This window comes from Flavobacterium sp. (genome assembly GCF_031381455.1).
GTDB lineage: Bacteria > Bacteroidota > Bacteroidia > Flavobacteriales > Flavobacteriaceae > Flavobacterium.
This window is the reverse complement of record NZ_JANMXZ010000002.1, coordinates 79303-105224: the sequence shown is the minus strand read 5'-3', so window position 1 is coordinate 105224 and position 25922 is coordinate 79303. Positions and strand designations below refer to the sequence as shown.

Sequence of the window (25922 nt, the reverse complement as noted above, 5' to 3'; positions counted from 1 at the left end):
ATTTGTGTTGTTTTGGTTATTGTATTATTTAAAATGAATAGGTTGTTGCTAATAAAACATAAGCAGAAGAACCTGTGGCACTACCATCTTTCTTGCTAAAAATATCTTCTGATGATGAATCAAATCTAACTTCCGGAATAAAAGTAAAGTTTCCTTCTTTATAATTAAAAGATAGCGTATTGCCTATGATGCTTGGCATTGCTCCATAAATAGCACCATCTTTATCATCAAAATATTCTAATCTATAAGCCACACTCCATTTTCCTTTCAAGGCATAGTTTAAATAACCTACAAGTGAAAACCAGTTAGCATCAAGATCACTATCATTGTCATCTGTAACCATTGCATACGTTCCATTGAAACCTAGAGTCAATTTAGTATTTAACTTTCTACTGCCAACAAAATCAAATTGTGTTTTGTTTTTATCAGATGCTGGGAAAGCACTTCCTGAAGTGAAATTCAAGTAAGCACTTCCTTTGTCTGCAACATAACCGATTTGACCAATAAAGGTTTTTTGTTTTGATCCTGCATCACTTGTCGTTTTAAAATCAGTTGGGTTAGTGATTCCAGCCATAAAGCTATACTTTCCAGAAGTGTATTGAGCTTTAACTCCTGTATTGAAAAATGGTCCGTTTGTAAAAGCATAGGACATACTGTAGTTTTTATTATCAACGGCATCTACTAATTCGTATCCTATATGAGTGGCAAAACTTCCTGCTGTTACTTTAAAACTAGGTGTAAAATCATAAGTAATATACATTTGTTTAATCATAAAAGTATTGGCAGCATCGTTGTATGTAAACTCACTTGCTCTTGAACCAAAACCTAAATCAACAAATATAGAGGCTTTTCCTAACTTGTGAGAAGCTTCAATGGAAGCCATTCCGATCTCATAGGAATCGTGAGAATGTGTAAAACTGGTGTAACTGTTATCAACTTCTGCAAAGTCATATTTATAATAGAAATCAGCAGAACCTGCGAAAGTAGTTCCAGGTAATATTGTCGTGCCTTCTTGTGCATTAGCAGAATATGTTGCCAATAAGCAAAATCCGACTATTTGAAAAAAATTTTTTTTTAAAATTGTTGTAGTTGTTTTCATTTTGTTGTTTTTTAAAAGTTAGTTTGTAATGATTTTTTTAGATTAAGACGATAGAAAATATCATCAACAACATCTGGGGCAAAAAGATGTTGTTGAAAATATTTTCAGTAATAAGCGTGATTTTAAATAATTTATTTAGAGAAATTCTCCGTGTTGAGAAATGTCTAATCCTAATTCCTCTTTTTCTTCACTTACTCGTAATGGTGTAATTTTATTTACAATAAAGAATAAGGCATAAGATACCAAAAATGCAAATATTGATACTAGTACTAAAGCTTTCAATTGTGTAAAAAACAAAGTAGTATCACCATATATTAAACCTTGATTGTCACCAACAATTGCATTTACAGATTTTGAGGCAAATACACCAGTTAAAAGCATACCAACCATGCCGCCAACACCGTGACAAGCAAATACATCTAATGCATCATCGATTTTACCTTTTGGAAAATTACTAACCACAAGGTTACTTGCAATACTAGCTATAAAACCAATAGCAAGAGCAGAAGGAATCGTTACAAAACCTGCAGCAGGAGTAATAGCAACCAATCCAACAACTGCACCGATACAAGCTCCCATTGCAGAAAGTTTGTGACCTAAAATTTTATCAAGGAATACCCAACCCATTGCGGCAGCGGCAGCGGCTACAGTAGTTGTTCCTAGAGCTTGAGCTGCAAGGCTTCCAGATCCAACAGCAGAACCTGCATTGAAACCAAACCAACCGAACCACAATAAGCCAGTTCCTAATAATACATATGTGATACGCGCAGGGTTTGCCTTTTGCGCTTTTCTTTTTCCTAAAAATATAGCTCCTGCAAGAGCAGCCCAACCAGCACTCATGTGTACTACAGTTCCTCCAGCAAAATCTAATACTCCCCATCCAAAAAAGATTCCATCAGGATGCCAAGTCATGTGGCATAATGGAGCATAAACGAATAGTATAAATAAAACCATAAATAACATATAAGCCCAGAAACGTACACGTTCTGCAAAAGCTCCTGTTATTAAGGCAGGTGTAATGATAGCAAATTTTGCTTGAAACAAAGCAAACAATATAAAAGGAATCGTTGGAGCTAAATCCCATGCTGTATTGGCACTTACTCCTTGAAAAAACATGTTATGGGAAGGATCTCCAATAAAACCTCCTATTGAAGGTCCAAAACACAGTCCAAATCCAACTACAACCCAAAGTACAGTTACAATTACCATAGCTATAAAGCTTTGTAGAACTGTACTAATTACATTTTTCTTACCAACCATTCCTCCATAAAAGAAACCAAGTCCTGGAGTCATTAACAACACAAGTCCCGTTGCGCATAACATCCAAGCAGTATCTCCAGTATCTAATTTTAGATTAACTACGTGAGCACCTAATGTTGTCCCTTCTGGAAATAAATAAATTGAAAAAACAGATAACACTAAAATTGTGATTAGAATCACACTTAAAATAATTTTTCTCATATGTTTAATATTTAAAATTTTGTTAAAAATATATAAAATGAGTTATAACCCATATAAAAAAAGTGTTTATACAATCATTTTTATGAATATTTAAATTTATACCCTAAAAAAATATGGGTATAATTAATAAATATGTATAAATTTATAATTTGATAATTTTTAATTTTCTTAATTTTGATGTTTTTAGTAATAACTACAGTATTTTTTAGAATGCTCTCACTAATTTTATTTTATAGAACATTTCAAAAAAATAATAGATTAAAAAAATTGCTTTTAAGAATCAATATTTGAGGAAGATAAAAAAAGACAGTAGTTGTAAAGTGATTTAAACTACTATATAAATAGAAGGTTGGAGAATTCCTTAGGAAGCATTATATGGTTTTAACAAAAAAAAGAACTATAATTAATTATGTTTCAATTCATAATTAAAGAGTAAGAATACATGTTTCAAATAATATTAAAGTTGAATTTTTACGTTTAACTATTGATGATTATTAAGAGAATGAATTTTAAAAATATTTTTCGTTGTAAAAAATAAGATTTTCATCTTTTTTTATCATATGAAAATCATATTTAGAAATAGCATTAAAAAAAGATTTTGAAGCTCCTTTTCTTAAACCATCGTGTAATTCAATGATAACTATTTTTGTATTGGGTAACCAATCTTCATAGTTTGAATTAAATAATTCTTTTTCAGATCCTTCGATATCAATCTTAAGCACATCTATTTGACTAATATTAAATTTTTTGATAATGTCAGATATTGATAGTGCAGGTATTGTTTCATTATTTTTATAATCGACTTCTTCTACAACAAAACTCCAATTTCCATACTCAGTTGGTTTAACAATTAAGTTAGTTGTTTTATTCAAAATACCACTTTTTAAACAATGAATATCAGTATATTTTTCAGTGTTTTTTAATAAAATTTCAAAATTAGACTCTTCAGGTTCTATTGAAATAATTTTTGCTTCAGGAAATTTGTTTTTAAAAAAGACAGAAGATAATCCAATATTTGAGCCACAATCAATTATCAATTTCGGCACGACACCATAATTAAACTTATAACTCTCGGCAAGGAAAATTTGATAGAAAACTGTTATGTCACTTGTGTTGTTTCTTAAAAAAATTGGGTGGTGGTAGTTTGCTAAATTTACTTCAATGATACTATTTTTTTTAAAATATCTTTTGAATAGAAGTAATAATCCTGAAAAACCTAATACTTTATAATGATTTAAGAATTTTGTTAAAGAGTTTAATATTTTTATCATGTAATTATTTTTTTATCTCGAATAATTAGGAGCTTCTTTGGTAATCGTAACGTTATGCGGATGGCTTTCGCCAATACCACTCGCCGTAATTCTAACAAAGCGTCCTGTTTCTTGAAGCGTTGGAATATCTTTTGCTCCACAGTAACCCATTCCGGCACGAAGTCCGCCAACGAATTGCTGCATGCTTTCGTTTAATTCGCCTTTGTATGGAACTCGGCCAACGATTCCTTCCGGTACTAATTTTTTAATATCGTCTTCCACATCCTGAAAATAACGGTCTTTTGAACCATCTTCCATAGCTTCAATAGAACCCATTCCACGATAAGACTTGAATTTTCTACCTTCAAAAATTATAGTTTCTCCTGGGCTTTCTTTTGTTCCGGCTAAAAGTGAACCTAACATTACACAATCAGCACCAGCAGCAATCGCTTTAGGAATATCACCAGTATATCTAATTCCACCATCAGCAATTACAGGAACTCCAGTTCCTCTTAATGCTGCAGCAACTTCTAAAACTGCTGAGAATTGCGGGAATCCAACTCCGGCCACAACACGTGTTGTGCAAATAGAACCTGGTCCAATCCCGACCTTAACAGCATCGGCACCATTTTGGGCTAGATACAGTGCTGCTTCAGGAGTAGCAATATTACCAACAACCACATCAAGGTTTGGAAACTTAGCTTTTACTTGTTTTAAAACTGTTACAACGCCTTGCGTGTGTCCGTGAGCGGTGTCAATAATTACAGCATCAACTCCGGCGTTTACTAAAGCTGTAGCTCTTTCCAAAGCATCAGCAGTAACTCCTAAGGCAGCTGCAACTCGCAAACGACCAAATCTATCTTTGTTGGCGATTGGCTTTTGAGTTAGTTTGGTTATATCTCTAAAAGTAATTAATCCAATAAGTTTAAAATTATCATCTACTACAGGAAGCTTTTCAATTTTATTTTTTTGCAGTATACCTTCGGCTTCTTGTAAAGTTGTTCCTTCGGCAGCGGTTACCAGATTTTCAGAAGTCATGACTTCTAATATAGAACGAGAATTTATTTTTTCGAAACGCAAATCTCTGTTGGTTGCAATTCCTTTTAGAATTCCATTTTCGTCCACGACTGGAATTCCGCCAATTCCAAATTCTTTCATCGCCATTTTGGCATCGCCAACGGTGGCTGTCAATGGCAAGGTAACCGGATCGATAATCATTCCGGCTTCAGCACGTTTTACTTTTCTAACCTTGGCCGCCTGTTGTTCAATCGTCATGTTTTTATGCAGTACGCCAATGCCGCCTTCCTGAGCCATAGCAATCGCCATAGCGCTTTCGGTAACGGTATCCATAGCTGCGGAAACAATAGGAACGTTTAAAGTAATATTTCTCGAAAACTTCGATTGAATACTAACTTCGCGCGGTAAAACTTCAGAATAATTTGGGATTAGCAGTACATCGTCATAGGTTAAACCTTCTCCAACGATTTTTGTTGTGTGTGCTTTCATTGCAATTTGTAGTTGTAGTTAAATTGCATGCAAATATAATAATCTTTATGAAAATAAGACAGTTAAATTCATCTTAAATAACTAACTTAGTATATATAACTTAATTCATTATAATGCAGGAAAATCAGAAGCTAATTACAGGACTTTCAAATGATGAAGTTATTGCCTCAAGAAAAAAAAGTGGTTCAAACTCTTTGGAACATCAAAAGAAAAATCATTTACTGATTTCAATATTAGAAATGATAAAAGAACCCATGTTTCTGCTTTTAGTTGCCGCTGCCAGTATCTATTATATTACAGGAGATTACGGTGATGGTATTTTTATGACAATAGCTATTTTGTTAGTTGCTGTTATTTCATTGTTTCAGGAGGCTAGAAGTAGAAACGCTATAGATGCTTTGAAAAAATTATCTCAGCCTAAAAGTAAAGTTATTAGAAATGGTGAAGTGATTGAAATCTTGAGTGAGGAGATTGTATTAGGTGATTTCATTCAAGTAGAAGAAGGCACTTTTATTCCAGCTGATGCTGAGATTTTGCAATCAAATGATTTTTCGGTAAATGAAGCTATTTTGACAGGAGAATCGCTATCCGTTTTCAAAAGCGAATCATCAGAAATCAAACAGGTATTTCAGGGAACCATTGTTGCTACAGGGCTTGCGATTTGTGAAGTAATCGCTATAGGTAATCAAACCAGTCTGGGTAAAATAGGAAAAAGTTTGGAATCTATTGAAGAAGAAAAAACACCTTTACAGCTACAGATTACCAATTTTGTTAAGAAGATGTCCATTATTGGATTGGTTATTTTCGGTATTGTTTGGGCAGTAAATTATTATCATTCAAAAGTGGTTTTAGATAGTTTATTAAAAGCACTCACGATTGCCATGAGTGTAATTCCGGAAGAGATTCCAGTAGCATTCACCACATTCATGGCATTAGGAGCTTGGCGTTTGATGAAAATGGGGATCATTACTAAACAAACAAAAACCGTTGAAACATTAGGAAGTGCTACTGTAATATGCACCGATAAAACAGGAACGATTACGGAGAATAAGATGAGTTTGGCACAACTTTATCTTTTTAAATCAAATGCTATAATTGATACCAATGAAAAACTGAATACAGAATCCGAAGAAGTGCTGAGTTATGCTATGTGGTCAAGTGAACCCATTCCGTTTGATGCTATGGAAATTGCAGTTCATGAGGCTTACACCAAATTAGAGTCAGTTGATGAAAGGCCTAATTATAAATTGATTCACGAATATCCGTTAGGAGGAAAGCCACCAATGATGACTCATGTTTTTGAAGACAGTAATGATAAAATTATTATTGCTGCCAAAGGTTCGCCCGAAGCATTAATAGAAGTTAGTAATTTATCCAAAAACGATAAAAAGCAAATTCTAAATGCTATGGAAACCATGGCTAAAGAAGGATATCGGGTTTTAGGCGTTGGAGTGGCTAATTTTTCAGGAAAAGATTTTCCAAAAACACAACAGGAATTTAAGTTTAATTTTAAAGGATTAGTAGCTTTTTATGATCCTCCAAAAGCTAACATTCAGCAAGTATTTGAAACTTTTTATAAAGCAGGTATTCAAGTCAAAATTGTAACAGGAGATAATGCGGCAACAACAAGTACTATTGCCCGGCAAATAGGTTTTAAAGATGCTGATAAAGTACTTAATGGAGATGAATTGATGACAATGGATGAAGCCACTTTGAAAGTAAAAGTTATGGAAACTACCATTTTCACTAGAATGTTTCCCGAAGCCAAACTAAAAATTATTCAGGCGCTAAAAGATAACAATCAAATTGTAGCTATGACTGGCGATGGTGTAAATGATGGTCCGGCACTTAAATCGGCTCATATTGGAATTGCCATGGGTAAAAAAGGAACCGAAATTGCAAAGCAAGCAGCCAATCTGATTTTAATTGATGACGATTTCAGTAAAATGATTGATGCGATTGCTATGGGAAGAAAGATTTATATTAATCTCAAAAAAGCGATTCAGTATATTATTTCGATTCATATTCCTATTATTCTTGTCGTTTTTATTCCGTTAGCATTAGGATGGCTTTATCCAAATATATTTACGCCAGTTCATATCATCTTTTTAGAGATAATTATGGGACCAACGTGCTCAGTGATTTTTGAAAATGAGCCGATGGAACAGAATTTAATGCTGCAAAAACCAAGACCTTTGACTACTACTTTTTTTAATCTTAAAGAAATAACAATTAGTATTGTTCAAGGATTAGTCATTACTTTAGGGTTACTTTTTGTATATCAATATTGTGTTGAAGAAAGTTTTTCGGAAGCCTATACCAGAACTACTATTTTTCTAACTTTAATAGCATCAAATATCTTTTTGACCTTGGAGAATCGATCCTTCTATTATTCGGTCTTCACAACTATTCGGTATAAAAACAATTTGGTTTTGATGATTATCGGTATCACAATAGTTATTACATCATTGCTGTTGTTTGTACCTGTTTTTTCAAAATTCTTCTTATTTGAAAAAGTAGATATATCTCAAATTGGATTTAGTGTTTTAGTTGGATTTGTATCCGTAATGTGGATTGAAGTTTATAAGCTATTTAAGAGGAAGAGTTAGTATTCAGTCTCAGTCACAGTATTCAGTCATAATGAGTAGCTAACAATAGTAATAATATTCTCTTTATGCATAAACCGATATTCAAAATGAAATACAATCAAACTGCGACTGCGACTGAGTACTAAACATTAAAAAAAAGCTTTTACCATTACTTAGTGGTACTTCGTAAAAATCTTGGTGGCTTCATTGTAAGCACTTTCAAAACTCATCGGACTTGTATTCGTATTAGCTTTTTGTGCAGTGAAATAGGATAGGAGTTTCTCGGTTGGCATATTACCAGTCAAATCATCTTTTGCCATTGGGCAGCCGCCAAAACCTTGGATGGCACCATCAAAACGAACACATCCGGATTTATATGCTGCATCTACTTTTTCATGCCATTTGTCTGCAGTAGTATGTAAATGGGCACCAAATTCTATATGAGGATATTTTGGAATTAAATTCGAAAACAAATAAGTAATCACAGCTGGCGTAGAACTTCCAACAGTATCAGAAAGTGAAAGAATTTTTACGCCCATGGTAGCCAATTTTTCTGTCCATTCGCCAACAATTTCAACATTCCAAGGATCACCATACGGATTACCAAACCCCATAGAAATATAAGTTACTACTTCTTTGTTGGAAGCATCAGCAATATCTAAAATTTCCTGAAGCGTAACCAAACTTTCAGCTATAGTTTTATGTGTATTACGCATCTGAAAATTTTCTGAAATCGAAAAAGGAAAACCTAAATACTTAATTTCCTTATGCGTTGATGCGATTTGTGCGCCTTGTGTATTGGCAATAATAGCTAATAATTTGCTTTGGGTTTGCGATAAATCCAATTGTGCCAATACTTCTGCAGTATCCTGCATTTGGGGAATAGCTTTAGGCGAAACAAAACTTCCAAAATCAATTGTATCGAATCCAACCCTAAGCAAAGACTGAATATATTCCACTTTTTTTTCAGTAGGAATGAAGTCTTTGATACCTTGCATGGCATCGCGTGGACATTCTATGATTTTGATTTTTTTCAAAGTTGCTGAGTGACTAAGTGGCTAAGTTAGGAAGTTTTTTTAAGTATTGCTTTGTTGATATCGGAAACCAATTTTGGGCCTTCATAAATAAATCCGGTGTACAATTGTACTAAAGAAGCTCCAGCTTCCAATTTTCCCGAAGCATCTTCAGCAGAATGAATTCCGCCAACACCAATAATTGGAAATGCTTTATTGCTTTTCTCTGAAAGAAAACGAATCACTTCCGTAGAACGTTGAGTTAATGGTTTACCAGATAATCCGCCAGTTTCTGATTTGTTTTCCGATTGTAAACCTTCTCTTGAAATAGTCGTATTGGTTGCAATTACACCTGCAATTTTAGTTTCGTTTACAATATCTATAATTTCCAATAGTTGTTCGTTAGTTAAATCGGGTGCGATTTTCAGAAGGATTGGTTTTGGGCTTGACTTTTTAGCATTTTGATTTTGTAATTCCTGCAAAAGTTTTGTCAACGGTTCCTTTTCCTGTAGCTCACGGAGATTTGGTGTATTTGGTGAACTCACATTCACTACAAAATAATCGACATAATCAAACAAGGTTTCAAAGCAAATTAGGTAATCAGAAGTTGCATCTTCATTTGGCGTAAGCTTATTTTTACCGATATTTCCACCGATAAGAACACCTTTGTTTTTCTTTAATCGAATCACTGCAGCATCAACACCGCCATTGTTAAATCCCATTCGGTTAATAATTGCGCTGTCTGATTTTAATCTGAATAAACGTTTTTTTGGATTTCCATCTTGTGGTTTTGGTGTCAACGTTCCAATTTCGATAAAGCCAAATCCAAAGTTGGAAAGTTCTTGATAGCATTTGGCATCTTTGTCAAATCCGGCGGCTAAGCCCACTGGGTTCTTAAATTTCAAGCCAAAAACTTCTCGTTCTAATCGAGTATCTTTTACTTCGTAAATTGATCTTAGAATGGCAGGAACAAAAGGAATTTTGGAAATAAATTTGATAAAACTAAAAGAGAAATAATGAACATCTTCTGGGTCAAACCAAAATAAAATGGGACGAATGAATAGTTTGTACATGAGTAGTGTTGTTGCCTGTCTGCCGACAGGTAGATGCTGCAAAGATAGTAGATTTGGTTATTTGGTGATTCGGTTATTTGTTTTTTCGAGTTGAAGATAAAAAAAATAAAAACTTATATTTAATTCTTTACAACTAAAGATGTTAGCAAACAGTCAAATAACCAAATAACCGAATTAACAAATAAACCTATTTTCAAATCTTCAAATTAAGTATTACTTTAGCCAATCAATAGTTTTCAAATGATTTCAGAAGAACAGTTTCAAAAAGAACTCAATATAATTATTCAAAACGGTATCCGTGAAGATATTGGCCCGGGCGATTATAGTTCGTTGGCTTGTATTCCTGTTGATGCCAAAGGAAAGGCCAAGCTTTTAGTGAAAGATACCGGAATCATTGCCGGCGTTGCATTTGCCAAAATGGTTTTTGAGAATGTTGATCCAACTTTAAAAATAGAAACTTTTATTGAAGATGGAACAGCAGTAAAACATGGCGATATTGTCTTTCATGTTTCGGGAAGTTCGCAATCTATTTTGAAGGCGGAACGATTAGTACTGAATTCGATGCAACGGATGTCTGCTATTGCCACCAAGACTAACCAATATGTAAAACTTTTAGAAGGAACAAAAACAAAAGTTTTAGATACTAGAAAAACCACACCCGGATTTCGTGCTTGTGAAAAATGGGCAGTCAAGATTGGTGGTGGCGAAAATCACCGTTTTGCTTTGTATGACATGGTGATGCTGAAAGACAATCACAATGATTTTGCTGGCGGAATTACAAATGCAATAAACAAAACTAAAGAGTTTTTGAAGTTTAACAATCTGGATTTACAGATTATCGTAGAAGCAAGAAACCTAGACGAAATCAAAGAAATTTTAGAAAGTGAAGGCGTTTATCACATTCTGATTGACAACTTCAATTTTGAAGATACACGCAAAGCTGTTGAATTGATTGGTAAAAAATGTTTAACAGAATCATCTGGAAACATCAATGAGAAAACCATTCGCCAATATGCTGAATGTGGTGTAAATTATATTTCTTCTGGCGCCTTGACGCATTCGGTTTACAATATGGATTTAAGCTTAAAAGCCTTTTAAATGCCGACTACAACAGCAGATAATAGATTTGGTAAACTTCCTGTTGTTAAACAGTTAGTATATCTTTTACATAAAATAAAACTACCTTGGCTTCATGGGATGTCTCTGTATGATTTGCTCGATTTCTACTTTACAGGAATTTTTGAAGGAGAGATTACCTATCGTGCTACGGCAATTGCCTTTAGCTTTTTTATGGCGTTGTTTCCGTTTGCACTTTTTATCCTAAATCTTATCCCTTATATACCAATCCAAGGATTTCAGAATGATTTTTTAGGTTTTGTTAAAGAAAGCGTACCGCCAACAACTTATGACGCAATTTATAAAATCATCAATGATATTTTACATAACAGTCATAGCGGATTGCTTTCAACAGGTTTTTTGATGGCAATTTTTTTGATGACCAACGGTGTAAATGCCATTCTTGGCGGATTTGAGAGTTCACATCATATTCATGTTTCGTTAAAAAGAAAGTTTTTTAAGCAATATCTTGTAGCATTAGCATTGTCAATAGTGCTCTCATTATTATTGTTAATCACAGTTGCAGCCATCGTAATCTTTGAGGTTTTTATCCAAAAAACAAAAATTCAGGATGTTTTGTCCGATAACATTCCTCTTATAGAAATGGGACGATACATTTTTGTCATTTTGATGATACTAATGGCAACATCAATCCTTTTCAAATATGGTGTTAAGCATGACAATAAGAGGCGTTTAATCTCTATTGGTTCAGTTGTTACGACGCTTTTGATTATTATATCATCCTACTTTTTTGGAATTTGGGTATTGAAATTTTCAAAATATAATGAGCTTTATGGTTCGATAGGAACGTTATTAATAGTAATGTTTTATATTTGGATAAATTCAATGATATTACTTATTGGCTTCGATTTAAATGCTTCCATACATCATATCAGACGTGAAAAACAAAAAGAAATAGAAAACAATAAAATACCATGAAACTTCCCTTATACATTGTTATGCTATTTATTTTTCAAATAAGTTTTTCTCAAACTATTTTTGGAAAATGGAAGACTGTTGATGATATAAGCGGGAAAGAAAAAGGAGTTGTTGAAATCTTTGAACACAAAGGTAAAATCTATGGTAAAGTAATCGAAATTTTTGAAACGGATAAAAAACATATCAAATGCGAAAAATGTGACGGTGATGAAAAAAATAAGCCAGTTTTGGGAATGAATATAATCAAAGGATTAGCTAAAGATGGCTCTGTTTATAGCGGCGGAAAAGTATTGGATCCAAAAATTGGTAAATGGTATCACTGCAAAATTACCCTCGATGGAAAGGATAAACTTATTGTTCGCGGTTATATTGGAATTCCGCTTTTTGGAAGATCACAAATCTGGATGAGACAAAAATAACTAAACTTAAAATGAATTACTTCATTGAAGTTATTGTTCCGCTTTCTTTACCTAAAACCTTTACTTATAAGGTTTCAGAAAGTGAATTTTCTTTTATTAAAAAAGGAATGCGAATTGCTGTTCCATTTGGTAAAAACAAAATCTATACAGCCTTAGTTATCGATTTGCATCGTGAAGAACCAACGCTTTATGAAGCCAAAGAAATCCATCAAATCCTTGACGAAAATCCCATTGTAAATGAATTCCAAATCAATCATTGGTTTTGGATTGCGTCTTATTATATGTGTACTATTGGAGATGTTTATCGTGGCGCATTACCATCAGCATTATTGTTAGAAAGCGAAACGATTATCTCTCAAAACAACGAAACGTTTGTTGACCAAACTTCTTTTACAGATGATGAGTTTCTAATTTACGAAGCCTTACAACATCAAAGTTCATTGAATATTCAGAACATTATTGATATTCTGAATAAGAAAACGGTTTTGCCGGTTATTCAAAAGCTGATAAATAAAAACATCATTTCGCTCCAGGAAGAAATTCAGTCAGCATACAAACCCAAACTTGTAAAATATATTCGTTTGCACGAGAATTATTTCGCTGAAGAAAAGTTAATTGCCTTATTAGACAGTTTAAAATCTGAAAAACGAAAAAATCTCGTGCTTCAATATTTTCAATTGCAAGCGCAAGAACAACAACCTATTTCTGTAAAGCAATTAACTGAAAAGACTCAAACTACAGTAGCAATTGTCAAAGGTTTAGTAGAAAAAGGGATCTTTGAAGAATATTTTATTCAGGAAGACCGAGTAAATTTTGAGAAGAATAAGATTGAGAATGAATTGACTTTGAGTCAAGCCCAACAACAAGCTTTTGATGAAATTGTTAGCTCATTTTACACAAAAGAAGTTTCGCTTTTGCACGGTGTAACGTCAAGTGGTAAGACAGAAATCTACACCAAACTCATTGAAAACTATATTGCCCAAGGCAAACAAGTTTTGTATTTGTTGCCAGAAATCGCTTTGACAACGCAATTGGTTGCTCGATTGACAAAGCATTTCGGAAATAAAGTTGCTGTTTTCCATTCGAAATACAGCAATAATGAAAGAGTAGAAGTTTGGAATAATGTTATCCAGAATTCAACTTCAGCCCAAATTGTAATAGGAGCAAGGTCGGCTTTATTTTTACCATTTAATAATTTAGGTTTAATCATTGTTGACGAAGAACACGAACAAACGTTTAAACAACAAGATCCGGCACCAAGATATCATGCTCGTGATGCTGCGATTGTTTTGGCAAATGCACATCAGGCAAAAGTTTTGTTAGGTTCAGCAACACCAAGTATTGAGACTTATTACAATGCGACTTCAGGAAAATTTGGTTTAATAAACTTAAAAGAGCGTTTTGGAAAAGTACAAATGCCCGAAATAGAATTGGTCGATTTGAAAGATAGTTACTTTCGTAAAAAGATGAAAGGGCATTTCAGCACCACTTTGATAGATGAAATTACAGAAGCTTTTGCTAATAAGGAACAAGTAATTCTTTTTCAAAATCGTCGTGGCTTTTCGCCGGTTTTAGAATGTATGACTTGTGGTCATGTGCCACAATGTCCACAATGCGATGTGAGTTTGACTTATCATAAATTTAAAAATCAATTGCGTTGTCATTATTGTGGTTATTCGATGGCAAAGCCAACAAATTGTCATGTATGTTCAAGTGTTGATTTGGAGACCAAAGGTTTTGGAACAGAGCAAATCGAATTGGAATTAGCTGAATTTTTTCCGTTGAAAAACATCAAACGTATGGACCAAGATACCACACGCGGGAAATATAGCTTTGAAAAGATCATTGACAGTTTTAAAAACAGAGAAATTGATGTTTTAGTGGGTACTCAAATGTTGGCCAAAGGTTTAGATTTTGACAATGTCTCTTTAGTCGGAATTATGAATGCGGACAATATGTTGTATCATCCCGATTTTAGGGCATTTGAAAGAAGTTTTCAGATGATGACACAGGTTGCAGGTCGTTCAGGAAGAGCTGAAAAACGTGGAAAAGTGATTATTCAGACCTACAATCCATTGCACAATATCATTCAGCAAGTGACAAACAATGATTACCAAGGAATGTATAAAGAGCAACTTTACGAAAGAAAGATTTATTACTATCCACCATTTTACCGTTTGATAAAATTGACATTAAAGCATCGCGATTTTGAAAAGCTGAAAGAAGGTTCGATGTGGCTGTTTCAGGTTTTGCAACAAAACTTAACTATTCCGGTTCTTGGTCCGGAAGAACCGGCAATTGGAAGAATTCGAAACGAATACATTCGAACTATAATGATTAAAATGCCAGTAGATGCTTCTATTCAAGGCACAAAAAAAACTATCCAGAAAATACTGAATAGTTTTGATTTGGTATCACAATACAGAACGATTAAAGTTACCGTAAATGTGGATTTTTATTGAGTAGATTTAAGCAATAGCTAAAGCTTTAATCAAATCTTCCTTTTTATTTCGGCTCAACGGAATTTTGGTTACTCCAATTTCGGCGAATTTACTGTTGAAACGTTCCACTTTATCAATATTAATGATATAAGATTTATGAACCCGAATAAATTTCTCTTTTGACAAATCATTTTCAAAAGATTTCATAGTAGAAAGAACAAGATTGCTATCTTCTTCGGTAACTACTTTCACATAATCTCCATAAGCTTCAATCCACTTAATTTTATTGGTATAAATTTTAAGTTTCTTAAGATTACTCTTAATAAAGATATGTTCTCCTTCTTCTTCCTGATTTTCTTTTTTAAGCATATGGAAATCCATTGCTCTTCTAACAGATGCATTAAAACGATCTAAAGCTATCGGTTTCTGTAGGTAGTCCGTAGCGTCATAATCGAATGCTTTCATAGCATACTCTGCTTTTGACGTGATAAAAATAATTTGGGGTTTTACTTTTAAGCCGTCAAGAAAATCAAAACCGCTAATGACTGGCATCTCAATATCGAGAAAAATTAAGTCAACGGTATGAACCGACATGCAATTTTTGGCTTCAATTGCATTAGAAAAATCACCGACTAAATGTAAATTCGGATGATTATTTACTAACTTTGCAATGATCATTCTCTGAATGGAACTATCATCAACAACAACACAATTTAGTTTCATAATATTATTTATTATAGATTTGGAATTGTAAAAATAAGTACTTTTTTTGGAACAACCTAACGTTTCATCGTTTTTTTTTGCTTTTAAACGGTATTTTTTACTTTTAGACGATTTCTCCAATATTGCCATTGTATATTAAAAATCAATTTGTACTTTTGCGCCCAATTTAAAATTTAATCATAATTATTATGAATCATTACGAAACTGTTTTCATCTTAAATCCCGTTTTATCTGAAGTTCAGGTAAAGGAAACAGTAAGCAAATTTGAAGATTTTCTTACTGCTAAAGGAGCAAAGATGGTATCCAAAGAGGATTGGGGCTTGAAAAAACTAGCTTACGAAATCCAAAACAAGAAAAGTGGTTTTTACCATTTATTCGAATTCCAAGTATCAGGAGAAGCTTTAATTGCTTTTGAAACTGAGTTTAGACGTGACGAGAGAGTTATGCGTTTCCTTACTGTAAGTTTGGATAAACACGCTATTTCTTGGGCAGAAAGAAGAAGAACTAAATTAAAAGAAGCAAAAGCAAACTAATCATGGCAAACTTACAACAATCCGCTTCAGGAAAAAAAGACGGAGATATCAGATATCTTACGCCTTTAAACATTGAAACCAACAAAACTAAAAAGTATTGTCGTTTCAAAAAATCTGGAATCAAATACATTGATTATAAAGATGCAGATTTCTTATTGAAATTCGTAAACGAGCAAGGTAAAATTTTGCCGCGTCGTTTAACCGGAACTTCTTTAAAATACCAAAGAAAAGTGTCAGTAGCTGTAAAAAGAGCGCGTCATTTAGCTTTAATGCCATACGTGGCCGATTTATTAAAATAATATAAACTCAGTTGTTGGTTTCTCGTCAAACAGAACCTAACTTCTTTAATAAGGACAACAACATGGAATTGATCTTAAAACAAGACGTTCAAAATTTAGGCTTTAAAGATGATTTAGTAAACGTAAAAAACGGATACGGTCGTAACTTTTTAATTCCACAAGGATTTGCTTCTTTAGCAACTCCATCTGCGAAAAAAGTGTTAGCTGAAAATTTAAAACAAAGAGCACACAAAGAAGCTAAAGTTGTAAACGATGCAAAAGCATTGGGTGAAGCTATCAAAGCTATCGAAATTAAAATCACAGCAAAAGCTGGTGGCGAAAAATTATTCGGTTCTATTTCTAACATTGACATTGCTGCTGCATTAGAAGCTGCCGGTCAAACTGTTGATAGAAAATTCATCACAAGCGGTGTTGTAAAACGTACAGGTAAATACACTGCAAGTGTAAGACTTCACAGAGATGTGGTTGTTGAATTACCATATGAAATCGTAGCTGAAGTTTAATATTTCGCTATATCAATACTAAATCCCGATGCGAGTCGGGATTTTTTTTTGAAGCTATTTGCTGCGCCAGTTCGCTTTTTAGGAGCTCGTGTCCCGCTATTCGTTCCAATCTTTTTAATTTGTGCTTCGACAAGCTCAGCATGACAAATTAAAAAGGATTTCCACTACTATCGGGGCTAGGGCATTACATACAAAACAAAAACTCAGTTACTCTGCCAATCAGTTACTTAGCAACTATAATATGAAATACAAAAGATTAACCAAAGAACAATTTGAAGCCTTGCAGAAGGAATTTGCAACTTTCCTGGCTACACAATCTATAGATAAAGGAGAATGGGATAAAATAAAATCGGACAAACCAGAAGTTGCTGAACAAGAACTGGATGTTTTTTCCGATCTGATTTGGGAAGGCGTTTTAACGAATGCTAATTATTTAGAACATTTTTCTCAAAACCATATTTTCCTTTTTCACTGTCAGGAAAAATTAATCCAATCTATTGTTTTAAAAGCATTGGAACCACAAGTGGACTTTATGGAAAAAGAGGGTTTGCAATGGTTGAGTGATAATTTATTTACGGACGCAGTTGAAATTCATTTGGGTAAAAAAGAATATCAAGCCGAACGAAACGCAGCCATTTTTGATTTAATAAAAGAAGGCGCCATTTTGAGCGATGGACAATTATATCTTCAAATCAACGGAATAATTCAGTCGTAGTTTAACCGCAGATTCGCAGATTTTTATGATTTTAAATTTAGGTTTTAAAAATACTTTGCCACAAATTGCACAAATTTACACGAATTAATTGGTGAGAATTTGTGCAATTTGTGGCAAAAAAATGTAGAGTTAATTCTTTAAGTTCATATAATCGATAATAATAAAGCTTATAAAATCTGCGAATCTGCGGTTATTCAAAATCTTTTTTACGCTGAATTCAGTTATAAAAGATGCTTTTTTTTCAAAAATATTGGCTATTTTAGTGCACATAATTTGCAACTATAATAGCCAATTTCTTTTTATGGATATTCAGAAAACAATTCAGGATTTACGCGATGAACTCAATCAACACAATCACAATTATTATGTGTTAGATACGCCAACGATTTCTGATTTCGAATTTGATCAAAAACTAAAACAACTACAAGAACTAGAAAATCAGCATCCTGAATTCTATGACGATAATTCACCAACACAACGAGTTGGCGGAACGATTACCAAAAATTTCAATACGGTTGTTCACGATTACCGAATGTATTCTTTGGATAATTCTTATTCCAAAGAAGATTTAATCGATTGGGAAACCCGAATTCAGAAAGTCTTAGGGAATGTTCCATTACAATATACTTGTGAATTAAAGTATGATGGCGCATCGATTTCAATAACCTATGAAAACGGGAAATTAAAACGTGCTGTTACGCGGGGTGATGGTTTTCAAGGTGATGATGTGACCAATAATATTAAAACGATAAAATCAATTCCGCTAAAATTAAAAGGTGAATATCCGGCTCGATTTGATATTCGGGGTGAAATCATTTTGCCTTTTGAAGGTTTTGAAAAAATGAACCAGGAATTAATTGAAATTGGAGAAACTCCTTATTCTAACCCACGAAATACAGCTTCAGGAAGTTTAAAATTGCAAGACAGCAGCGAAGTTGCTAAGCGTCCATTAGAATGTTTGTTGTATTTTATAGTTGGCAATAATTTGAATTTCAATTCTCAATTTGATGGATTAGAAGCTGCTCGAAAATGGGGTTTCAAAGTTCCCAAAGAAGCCCAATTAGCAAATACTATAGAAGAAGTTTTTGAGTATATTGATTATTGGGATACAAATCGTCACAATTTGCCCTATGAAACGGATGGTGTTGTAATAAAAGTAAACAATCTGCACCAACAAGATGAATTAGGATACACAGCTAAATCTCCGCGTTGGGCGATGGCATATAAATTCAAAGCCGAACAAGTTTCTACAAAACTAAATTCTATTTCGTATCAGGTTGGAAGAACCGGTTCTATAACTCCAGTTGCTAATTTGGAACCTGTACAATTAGCTGGAACTATTGTGAAACGAGCTTCTTTACATAATGCGGATCAAATCGAAAAATTAGACATTCGCATTGGTGATACTGTTTTTGTTGAAAAAGGCGGGGAAATTATTCCGAAGATTATTGGTGTTGATTTATCCAAACGACCAACTGATTCTGAAAAAACAACATACATTACTCATTGCCCTGAATGTAATTCGGAATTGATACGAACTGAAGGCGAAGCCAATCATTATTGTCCCAATTTTTATGGTTGTCCACCACAAATCATAGGCAGAATTCAGCATTTTATTTCGCGAAAAGAGATGGATATTGAAGGTCTTGGCGGAGAAACAGTGGCTTTGCTGTTCAATAATGGTTTGGTCAAGGATTATGCTGATTTATATGAGTTAACCGTTGAACAAATTCTACCATTGGAACGAATGGCTCAAAAATCAGCTGAAAACCTAGTGAATGGCGTTCAGAAATCTAAAGAAATTCCGTTTGACAGAGTGCTATATGCACTCGGAATTCGTTATGTTGGTGAAACTGTAGCCAAGAAATTAGCCAAACATTATAAAACCATTGATGCACTTCAAAATGCTTCCTTGTTAGATTTGATTTTGGTAGATGAAATAGGAGAGAAAATAGCGCAGAGTGTTATCGAATTCTTTGAAAATTTGGAAAATGTAAAAATAATTGAACGATTAAAACAGTTTGGAATTCAGATGGAATTGATTGAAAAATTTAATCCAAATGCTACAGATAAATTGGTAGGAAAGACCTTTGTAGTTTCTGGAGTTTTTGAAAAATTTTCAAGAGACGATTTGAAAAAAGCTATAGAAGATAATGGTGGAAAAGTAGGAAGTTCAATTTCGGCGAAGACCGATTATGTAGTTGCTGGCGATAATATGGGGCCGGCAAAACTCGAGAAAGCCAATCAGTTAAAAGTGAAAATTATCTCTGAAGATGAATTCATTTTACTTCTAAACAATAACTAAAAAGTTACGAAATGAAATTAGAAAAAATCATTCTCGCTCTATTACTTTTACTAGTTGCATCGTATTTTTATTCAATATTTTTTCTGCCTGGCGCAAAGATTGTATTTTATATAAAACTTCTATTTGTACCACTTTTTCTGCTTTATGCTATTTTAAAAAACGGTTTTGTTTTTCCAAAAAGCTACTTATTTTTTGTCTTGTTTTTTTATTGTGGAGAATTATTAATGCTGTATTCTGATCATTCAAGCCTACTTTTGCAATTTGCTTTAGTTTTTTATGCCTTATTTTATTTTGCATTAATCAATTTATCAGCGCCACTAATTAGCGGTGCTCATTTAAAAAAAATAGTGAATGGACTTACAGCAGTAGTAATTTTATTAAATGCCTTTTTTTTGTTTCTAATTGTTCATATAATGTTCGAAACAACGACAGATACTATTACAAATTTTATTGCGATTTTAAATGCAATTGCTGCATTAATACTGATGATTTGTGCTGTTGTATATTTGAGTCTTGATGCAAGTAGAAAATCGTACTTATACTTTTTAGGAGCGATTACATTAATTTTATCTGATGTATTCTCTGCTATTAATGTCTATTATATTTATGTTTTCACACTAAATATCATCGAATTAATTTTGCATTTCGTTGGTTTTTATCTTATTTACCTTTTTATAATTGAAAAAGTCAAACAAGATGAAATTGATCTTTAAATTAAAATAAATAGAATTCTTCATATAATGATTACAAATTAATTAAGAGAGAATATAATAATTCCAAAAAAAAATAGATTAAATTTAGTGGTCTTTAGTAACTATAAACAATTAAGCTTTTAAATTTGAATGATGCAAAACAGACAAAATAAAGTAAAGGGATTATCAGTATGTTATTTTGTAATAGCTTTTTTTGAAGCTATAGCGGAGTATTTTGTAAACAGACCGCTAATCTGTATTTTGAAACCGATAATTCCTCTTTTTTTAATTGCAATTTATTATATTGAGTCCAATAATAAGAACTGGCTTTTTATAGTTGCATTGCTGTTATCCTTAATTACTAATATTCTCTTTATCCCAAATACGCCAACCTATTTGTTTTATGGTGTATTAGTTTTTACATTCCATCGCATCATTGTAATATATCTGACATTTCGGTTCCAAAAAGTGAATGATTTTATTCCTTTGATAATTGCAACAACACCCTTTTTACTTATATTCTTTTATTTGTTTTTAGAAACTGTTGAAATTCCAGAGAATAGTATTTACATAATAATATTCCAAAATTTATTGATATCATTATTTGCCGGAATAGCTCTTTCGAGTTATTTTATGAATGATAACAAACAAAATTCCCTACTGCTAATCAGTGCACTACTTTTTGTGATGTTGCAATTTGTGGTATTTGTAGAAAAGTATTTTTTGGTAAACGAATTTGAAGAATTATTCAGACCATTAGCAATGACATTCAATGCTTTCGCCTTTTTCTCTTTTTATAAATATGTAATTACTGCCGAAAAATCAAACAATAATTGACTTTCCTGATGCTATTTTCGTAACATCATTATCAAAATAAAAATCAATTCTGCCCAGATTTACACCATAACATCCCACTTGATTTACCAAAACATCTTTTCCGTCAGCATTTTTTAAAACGGTCGGTTTGTCTAGGAAAGTGTGTGTATGACCACCAATAATCAAATCGATATCTTTTGTCAAAGAGGCTAATTTAACATCACAAATTTTATCTGGTTCGTTTTTGTATTGATACCCAATATGCGAAAGACAAATTACCAAGTCACATTTATGTTCCTGTTTTAAAATTCGGGCCATATCCTGAGAAATCGCAACAGGATCATGATATACTGTTTCTTTAGAGTTTTTCTTGTCTACCAAGCCTTCAAGCTCGACACCAATTCCAAAAACACCGACTTTAATTCCGTCTTTGTGAATTATTTTATACGGTTTCACATGGCCATTCATAATCGTGTTTTTAAAATCATAATTGGCATTAACAAATTCAAAACTTGCATTCGGCAATTGGTTATACAAACCTTCAATACCATTGTCAAAATCATGGTTGCCAATGGTTGCCAAATCATATTTCATCATGCTCATCAGTTTGAATTCTAATTCGCCACCATAGTAATTAAAATAAGGTGTTCCTTGAAAAATATCTCCTGCATCAAGCAATAATACATTTGGATTTTCTTTACGGATAGTTTCAATCAAAGCGGCTCTTCGGGCAACGCCACCCATATTCGGATTCTTTGGATGCGTTGGCGGAAATGGATCAATATAACTGTGCACATCATTGGTATGAAGAACCGCCAAATGCTTAGTGTCGAAAGTTTTAAAGCTACTCAATGATATACCACCAAGTCCAATCAAAGCTGAACTCAATGCAGTATTTTGGATAAAATCTCTTCTTTTCATGGTGCTATTCTTTGGTAATTCTAATGTCTTTGTTGGCTGTAATCGTTTTGTTTTCCTTGAAATAATCAATGATTATATTTAGAAGTTTATAATCTAAATCATATTTTTCAACACCTTTTTTAAAAAAAATCATGTTGTCACCACCATTGGACAAATAATCGGAAGTAATTACATAATAGACTTTGTTTTCATCCAAAGCTTTTTCGTTTACCAAAATGGTTGTAGGTTGATTGTTTTTGTCGATGGTAAAGGTCATTCCTTTTAAAGGATGTGGCTTTTTCTCTGAAATAATATAATTGACAATTTCCAAAATTTGCTCTCCTTTTAGTCCAATTACAATCGCACTGTTTTCAAAAGGCATTACTTCATAAGCAGTTCTGGCAGTAATATTTCCTTTTGGAATAATACTTCTGATGCCACCATGGTTAAGTAAACAGATATCAATTGCTTTTTTCTCACGCAGTTGAAACACTTTATCCGATTTTTCAAAAGTAATATCCGCAAGGAAGTTTCCCATTGGCGTTTGCCATTCGCCAGATTTGTCAAGAGTTTCCGGAGCATTTCCTAAAACGGTATTCAAATCAGCATCGATTCTATCGCGATAGGGTTTGATAAAATTTTCAATCTGCTTCGCCTGTTCGCTTGCGCTCGAGCCAACAACTTCAGAATTCTTGTCAGTAATTCCAATTTCTTTGCCTTCAATTTTGGTAACGGCATATTTCTTTTCGGCACAGGAAATAACAGTGGTAAATGTTAATAATAAAACAAAATGCTTTACTACACCGTTATAGTTTTTTAGTTTTACCATCGCTTTTGGTACTAATTTTAGTAAATTTGTAATTCAAGTAAAAGTAGTATGTTTTTAAATTACTTCAAGGATTTTTCAACAAAAAAAATAGTTAAAAACAACCTGTCAAATGTCAAACATTTGGCTTCTGATAGCATAATCAAAACTGTCGGAATTATTTTTGACGAAAGTTATTTTTATGAAAGAGAAGACTTGGTCAAAGAGTTAATTCGCAAAGGAATTGATGAAAAGAATATTAAAGTCTTGGTTTTTAAAGACAAAATAAAGAAGAATGAAGTTTTTGATTATCCTGTTTATAGTCATAAAGATTTGAGTTGGACTGGAACTGTAGATAAAAAAGAAGTAAAAGATTTTATAACAGAACCTTTTGATTTGTTGATTAATTATTATGATACCGAAAAAGTAGCGTTGCTACTGGTTTCTAATTTATCTAAAGCAGGTTTCAAAGTTGGTTTTGCTTCAATTGACAAGCGATTAAATCATTTTATGATTGATACCAATGCCGAAAACTATAAAGTTTTTATGTCTGAATTATTCAAATATTTAAAAATCCTAAACAAAATATAAAATGCAATCATTAATTGGAACTGGCGTTGCAATTGTTACACCATTCAAAAAAGATTTTTCAATAGACATTGAAGCGTTGAAAGCCATTGTCAATTTTCAAATTGATAACGGAATAGATTATTTAGTGGTACTTGGTACTACTGCTGAAAATGCAACATTGTCAAAAGCTGAAAAAGAATTGGTAATAAAGACTATCGTTGATGCCAATAATGGAAGATTGCCATTAGTTCTAGGAGTTGGAAGTAATAATACTGCAGAAGTTGTTGAAGAATTAAAATCAAGAGATTTTTCAGATTTCGTTGCTGTTTTATCGGTTTCCCCATATTACAATAAGCCAACACAAGAAGGAATTTACCAACATTTCAAAGCCATTGCCGAAGCATCACGAATTCCTGTGATTTTATATAATGTTCCGGGAAGAACAGCTAGTAATATACTGCCGTCAACAATTATCAGATTGGCGAATGATTTCAAGAATGTTGTTGCTGTAAAAGAAGCTGCCGGTGATATTGTTCAAGCGATGAAATTGATACAAGACAAGCCTAAAGATTTTCTGGTAATTTCCGGCGACGATATGGTAACATTGCCAATGGTTTTGGCTGGAGGTTCTGGCGTTATTTCGGTAATTGCACAAGGTTTTCCTAAACAATTTTCAGAAATGGTGCATCTTGGTTTAAACAAACGAGTAGACGATGCTTATAAAATACACTATCTTTTAGCCGATTCAATTGATATGATTTTTGAGCAAGGAAATCCAGCAGGTATTAAAGAAGTCTTTAAGGCATTGGGTTTGTCTGAGAATAACGTTCGTTTACCGCTAGTTAATGTTGATGAAGATTTAGCAAAGCGCCTGCATAATTTCACCAATAAAATTTCAAAAATGTAGATTTTTTGACACCAAAAAAAATATTTTGTAATCAACAATTAATAACTAAATTTGCTCCCGAATATTCGGGAGATTTTTCTAACACAAAAAGTGTTTAAAATCAACTGAATTAAATAAATAAATGAAAAAAATTTTTGCCCTATTTGCAGCTGTTGTATTTTTATCGTCTTGTAGTGAATATCAAAAAGCATTAAAATCGGAAGATGTTGCTGTAAAGTTTGTATCAGCTACAAAAATGTATGATGCCAAAAAATACGGTAAAGCAATTCGTCTTTTTGAACAAATCGCTCCAGCTTATAAAGGAAAGCCACAAGCAGAAAGAATGTTTTACATGTATTCACAATCATTATATAAAACAGAGCAATATTATTTAGCGGGTTACCAGTTTGAGAGTTTTGTGTCTAGTTATCCAAAAAGCGAAAAAATTGAAGAAGCTTCATTTTTAGGAGCTAAATCATTTACCTTTTTATCTCCGGTTTACAGTTTAGATCAAACAGATACCTACAAAGCAGTTGATAAACTTCAAAATTATATTGATTCGTATCCAGAAGGAACGAATTTGGCAGAAGCGAATTTATTAGCAAAAAATTTAAGAGAAAAATTAGAAAAAAAAGCATTTGAAAACGCGAAAATTTATCATACTATTTCTGATTATAAAGCATCAATGGTAGCATTTGATAATTTTCTAATTAATTTTCCGGGAACACCGTATAAAGAGAAAGCATTATTTTATAAATTAGATTCGGCTTATTTATTGGCAATAAACAGTGTTCCATCAAAAATGGAAGAACGATTGGTAAATGCCAAAAATGCTCACGCAAGTTTGATCAAATTTAAAGTTGATACTGAATATAAAGCTAAAGCTGATGAAATGTTAGCTCGAATTGAAAACGATTTAAAACAATATTCTAAATAAAAAAGTCATGGATTTAAAGAAGACGAATGCACCGGTAAACACTATTACGTATAACAAAACGTTAATTGAAGAGCGTACTGGCAATGTTTACGAGGCAATAACAATAATGGCTAAAAGAGCAAACCAAATCAATTCTGAAATCAAAAAAGAGTTGACTGAGAAATTGGAAGAGTTTGCAACCTACAACGATAGTCTTGAGGAAATCTTTGAAAACAAAGAACAAATCGAAGTTTCTAAATACTACGAAAAATTGCCAAAACCTCATGCATTAGCTGTTCAGGAATGGCTTGATGACAAAATTTACCATAGAGATACTACAAAAGACTAATTAAG

25 protein-coding genes are annotated in these 25922 nt (G+C 32.9%); 16 read left to right on the top strand and 9 right to left on the bottom strand.

The annotated features are described in order from the left end of the window. Positions 1–28 precede the first annotated feature (28 nt). The 4 genes from RMN97_RS00585 to guaB form a co-directional block, all read right to left on the bottom strand. A complete protein-coding gene (locus RMN97_RS00585) occupies positions 29–1099 on the bottom strand; it encodes an outer membrane beta-barrel protein (RefSeq protein ID WP_309612574.1) in 1071 nt (356 codons plus the stop codon). Positions 1100–1234: 135 nt separating this feature from the next. Next, positions 1235–2560 (bottom strand): ammonium transporter, encoded by a 1326-nt coding sequence (locus RMN97_RS00580; RefSeq protein WP_309612573.1) that lies wholly within the window; start codon positions 2558–2560, stop codon positions 1235–1237. 509 nt (positions 2561–3069) lie between these two features. Further along, positions 3070–3831, bottom strand: coding sequence for an FkbM family methyltransferase (locus RMN97_RS00575; RefSeq protein WP_309612572.1), 762 nt, complete (start codon positions 3829–3831; stop codon positions 3070–3072). 12 nt (positions 3832–3843) lie between these two features. Then, positions 3844–5316: an IMP dehydrogenase gene (guaB, locus tag RMN97_RS00570; protein ID WP_309612571.1), complete on the bottom strand. Its 1473-nt coding sequence runs from the start codon at positions 5314–5316 to the stop codon at positions 3844–3846. 113 nt (positions 5317–5429) lie between these two features. Between guaB and RMN97_RS00565 the strand changes: the two genes are divergently transcribed. Then, positions 5430–7925, top strand: a complete 2496-nt coding sequence (locus RMN97_RS00565; RefSeq protein ID WP_309612570.1) for a cation-translocating P-type ATPase — start codon at positions 5430–5432, stop codon at positions 7923–7925. A gap of 152 nt (positions 7926–8077) precedes the next feature. Here the strand turns inward: RMN97_RS00565 and RMN97_RS00560 are convergent, their stop codons facing one another. Next, positions 8078–8902 carry a hydroxymethylglutaryl-CoA lyase gene (locus RMN97_RS00560; RefSeq protein ID WP_309612600.1) on the bottom strand — a complete coding sequence of 275 codons (825 nt, stop codon included), beginning with the start codon at positions 8900–8902 and terminating at the stop codon, positions 8078–8080. A 65-nt stretch (positions 8903–8967) separates the two neighbouring features. Then, positions 8968–9990 (bottom strand): quinone-dependent dihydroorotate dehydrogenase, encoded by a 1023-nt coding sequence (locus tag RMN97_RS00555; RefSeq protein WP_309612569.1) that lies wholly within the window; start codon positions 9988–9990, stop codon positions 8968–8970. A gap of 240 nt (positions 9991–10230) precedes the next feature. On the opposite strand from RMN97_RS00555, the gene nadC reads away from it, so the two are divergent. From nadC to priA, 4 genes are read left to right on the top strand one after another with little or no spacing between them, the layout of a single operon-like run. After that, on the top strand, positions 10231–11088 hold the full coding sequence (gene nadC / locus RMN97_RS00550; protein WP_309612568.1) for a carboxylating nicotinate-nucleotide diphosphorylase: 858 nt from the start codon (positions 10231–10233) through the stop codon (positions 11086–11088). Then, complete coding sequence (locus RMN97_RS00545; RefSeq protein ID WP_309612567.1) at positions 11089–12045, top strand: YihY/virulence factor BrkB family protein; 957 nt, start codon at positions 11089–11091, stop codon at positions 12043–12045. Then, the gene (locus tag RMN97_RS00540; protein WP_309612566.1) at positions 12042–12464 is read left to right on the top strand and encodes a DUF2147 domain-containing protein; all 423 of its coding nucleotides are present in this window, start codon (positions 12042–12044) and stop codon (positions 12462–12464) included. Before RMN97_RS00545 ends, RMN97_RS00540 begins: the two co-directional genes overlap by 4 nt. 11 nt (positions 12465–12475) lie before the next feature. Further along, positions 12476–14926, top strand: coding sequence for a primosomal protein N' (gene priA / locus RMN97_RS00535; protein ID WP_309612565.1), 2451 nt, complete (start codon positions 12476–12478; stop codon positions 14924–14926). Between the two features lie 6 nt (positions 14927–14932). Here the strand turns inward: priA and RMN97_RS00530 are convergent, their stop codons facing one another. Next, positions 14933–15628, bottom strand: a complete 696-nt coding sequence (locus RMN97_RS00530) for a LytTR family DNA-binding domain-containing protein (RefSeq protein ID WP_136152297.1) — start codon at positions 15626–15628, stop codon at positions 14933–14935. A gap of 188 nt (positions 15629–15816) precedes the next feature. Between RMN97_RS00530 and rpsF the strand changes: the two genes are divergently transcribed. The 7 genes from rpsF (at position 15817) to RMN97_RS00495 (ending at position 21512) form a co-directional block, all read left to right on the top strand. After that, positions 15817–16161, top strand: a complete 345-nt coding sequence (gene rpsF / locus RMN97_RS00525) for a 30S ribosomal protein S6 (protein WP_136152298.1) — start codon at positions 15817–15819, stop codon at positions 16159–16161. 2 nt (positions 16162–16163) lie between these two features. Further along, positions 16164–16460, top strand: coding sequence for a 30S ribosomal protein S18 (gene rpsR / locus RMN97_RS00520; protein ID WP_136152299.1), 297 nt, complete (start codon positions 16164–16166; stop codon positions 16458–16460). A 62-nt stretch (positions 16461–16522) separates the two neighbouring features. After that, on the top strand, positions 16523–16963 hold the full coding sequence (rplI, locus tag RMN97_RS00515) for a 50S ribosomal protein L9 (RefSeq protein WP_309612564.1): 441 nt from the start codon (positions 16523–16525) through the stop codon (positions 16961–16963). A gap of 241 nt (positions 16964–17204) precedes the next feature. Next, positions 17205–17678, top strand: coding sequence for a DUF6495 family protein (locus RMN97_RS00510; RefSeq protein WP_309612563.1), 474 nt, complete (start codon positions 17205–17207; stop codon positions 17676–17678). A gap of 301 nt (positions 17679–17979) precedes the next feature. Beyond that, positions 17980–19983: an NAD-dependent DNA ligase LigA gene (ligA, locus tag RMN97_RS00505; protein ID WP_309612562.1), complete on the top strand. Its 2004-nt coding sequence runs from the start codon at positions 17980–17982 to the stop codon at positions 19981–19983. Between the two features lie 11 nt (positions 19984–19994). After that, entirely contained in the window at positions 19995–20696 is a 702-nt protein-coding gene (locus tag RMN97_RS00500) for a hypothetical protein (protein WP_309612561.1), read from the top strand. 129 nt (positions 20697–20825) lie between these two features. Continuing rightward, positions 20826–21512, top strand: coding sequence for a lysoplasmalogenase family protein (locus RMN97_RS00495; RefSeq protein ID WP_309612560.1), 687 nt, complete (start codon positions 20826–20828; stop codon positions 21510–21512). Here the strand turns inward: RMN97_RS00495 and RMN97_RS00490 are convergent. After that, the gene (locus RMN97_RS00490) at positions 21498–22412 is read right to left on the bottom strand and encodes a metallophosphatase (RefSeq protein WP_309612559.1); all 915 of its coding nucleotides are present in this window, start codon (positions 22410–22412) and stop codon (positions 21498–21500) included. The genes RMN97_RS00495 and RMN97_RS00490 overlap by 15 nt on opposite strands. Before the next feature lie 4 nt (positions 22413–22416). Beyond that, positions 22417–23220: a 5'-nucleotidase gene (locus RMN97_RS00485; RefSeq protein WP_309612558.1), complete on the bottom strand. Its 804-nt coding sequence runs from the start codon at positions 23218–23220 to the stop codon at positions 22417–22419. A 48-nt stretch (positions 23221–23268) separates the two neighbouring features. Between RMN97_RS00485 and RMN97_RS00480 the strand changes: the two genes are divergently transcribed. The 4 genes from RMN97_RS00480 (at position 23269) to RMN97_RS00465 (ending at position 25917) form a co-directional block, all read left to right on the top strand. Next, entirely contained in the window at positions 23269–23787 is a 519-nt protein-coding gene (locus RMN97_RS00480) for a DUF6913 domain-containing protein (protein ID WP_309612557.1), read from the top strand. 1 nt (position 23788) lies between these two features. Continuing rightward, a complete protein-coding gene (gene dapA / locus RMN97_RS00475) occupies positions 23789–24673 on the top strand; it encodes a 4-hydroxy-tetrahydrodipicolinate synthase (protein ID WP_309612556.1) in 885 nt (294 codons plus the stop codon). A gap of 121 nt (positions 24674–24794) precedes the next feature. Beyond that, positions 24795–25589: an outer membrane protein assembly factor BamD gene (locus RMN97_RS00470; protein ID WP_309612555.1), complete on the top strand. Its 795-nt coding sequence runs from the start codon at positions 24795–24797 to the stop codon at positions 25587–25589. A 7-nt stretch (positions 25590–25596) separates the two neighbouring features. Then, positions 25597–25917 carry a DNA-directed RNA polymerase subunit omega gene (locus RMN97_RS00465; protein WP_309612554.1) on the top strand — a complete coding sequence of 107 codons (321 nt, stop codon included), beginning with the start codon at positions 25597–25599 and terminating at the stop codon, positions 25915–25917. Positions 25918–25922: the final 5 nt, after the last annotated feature.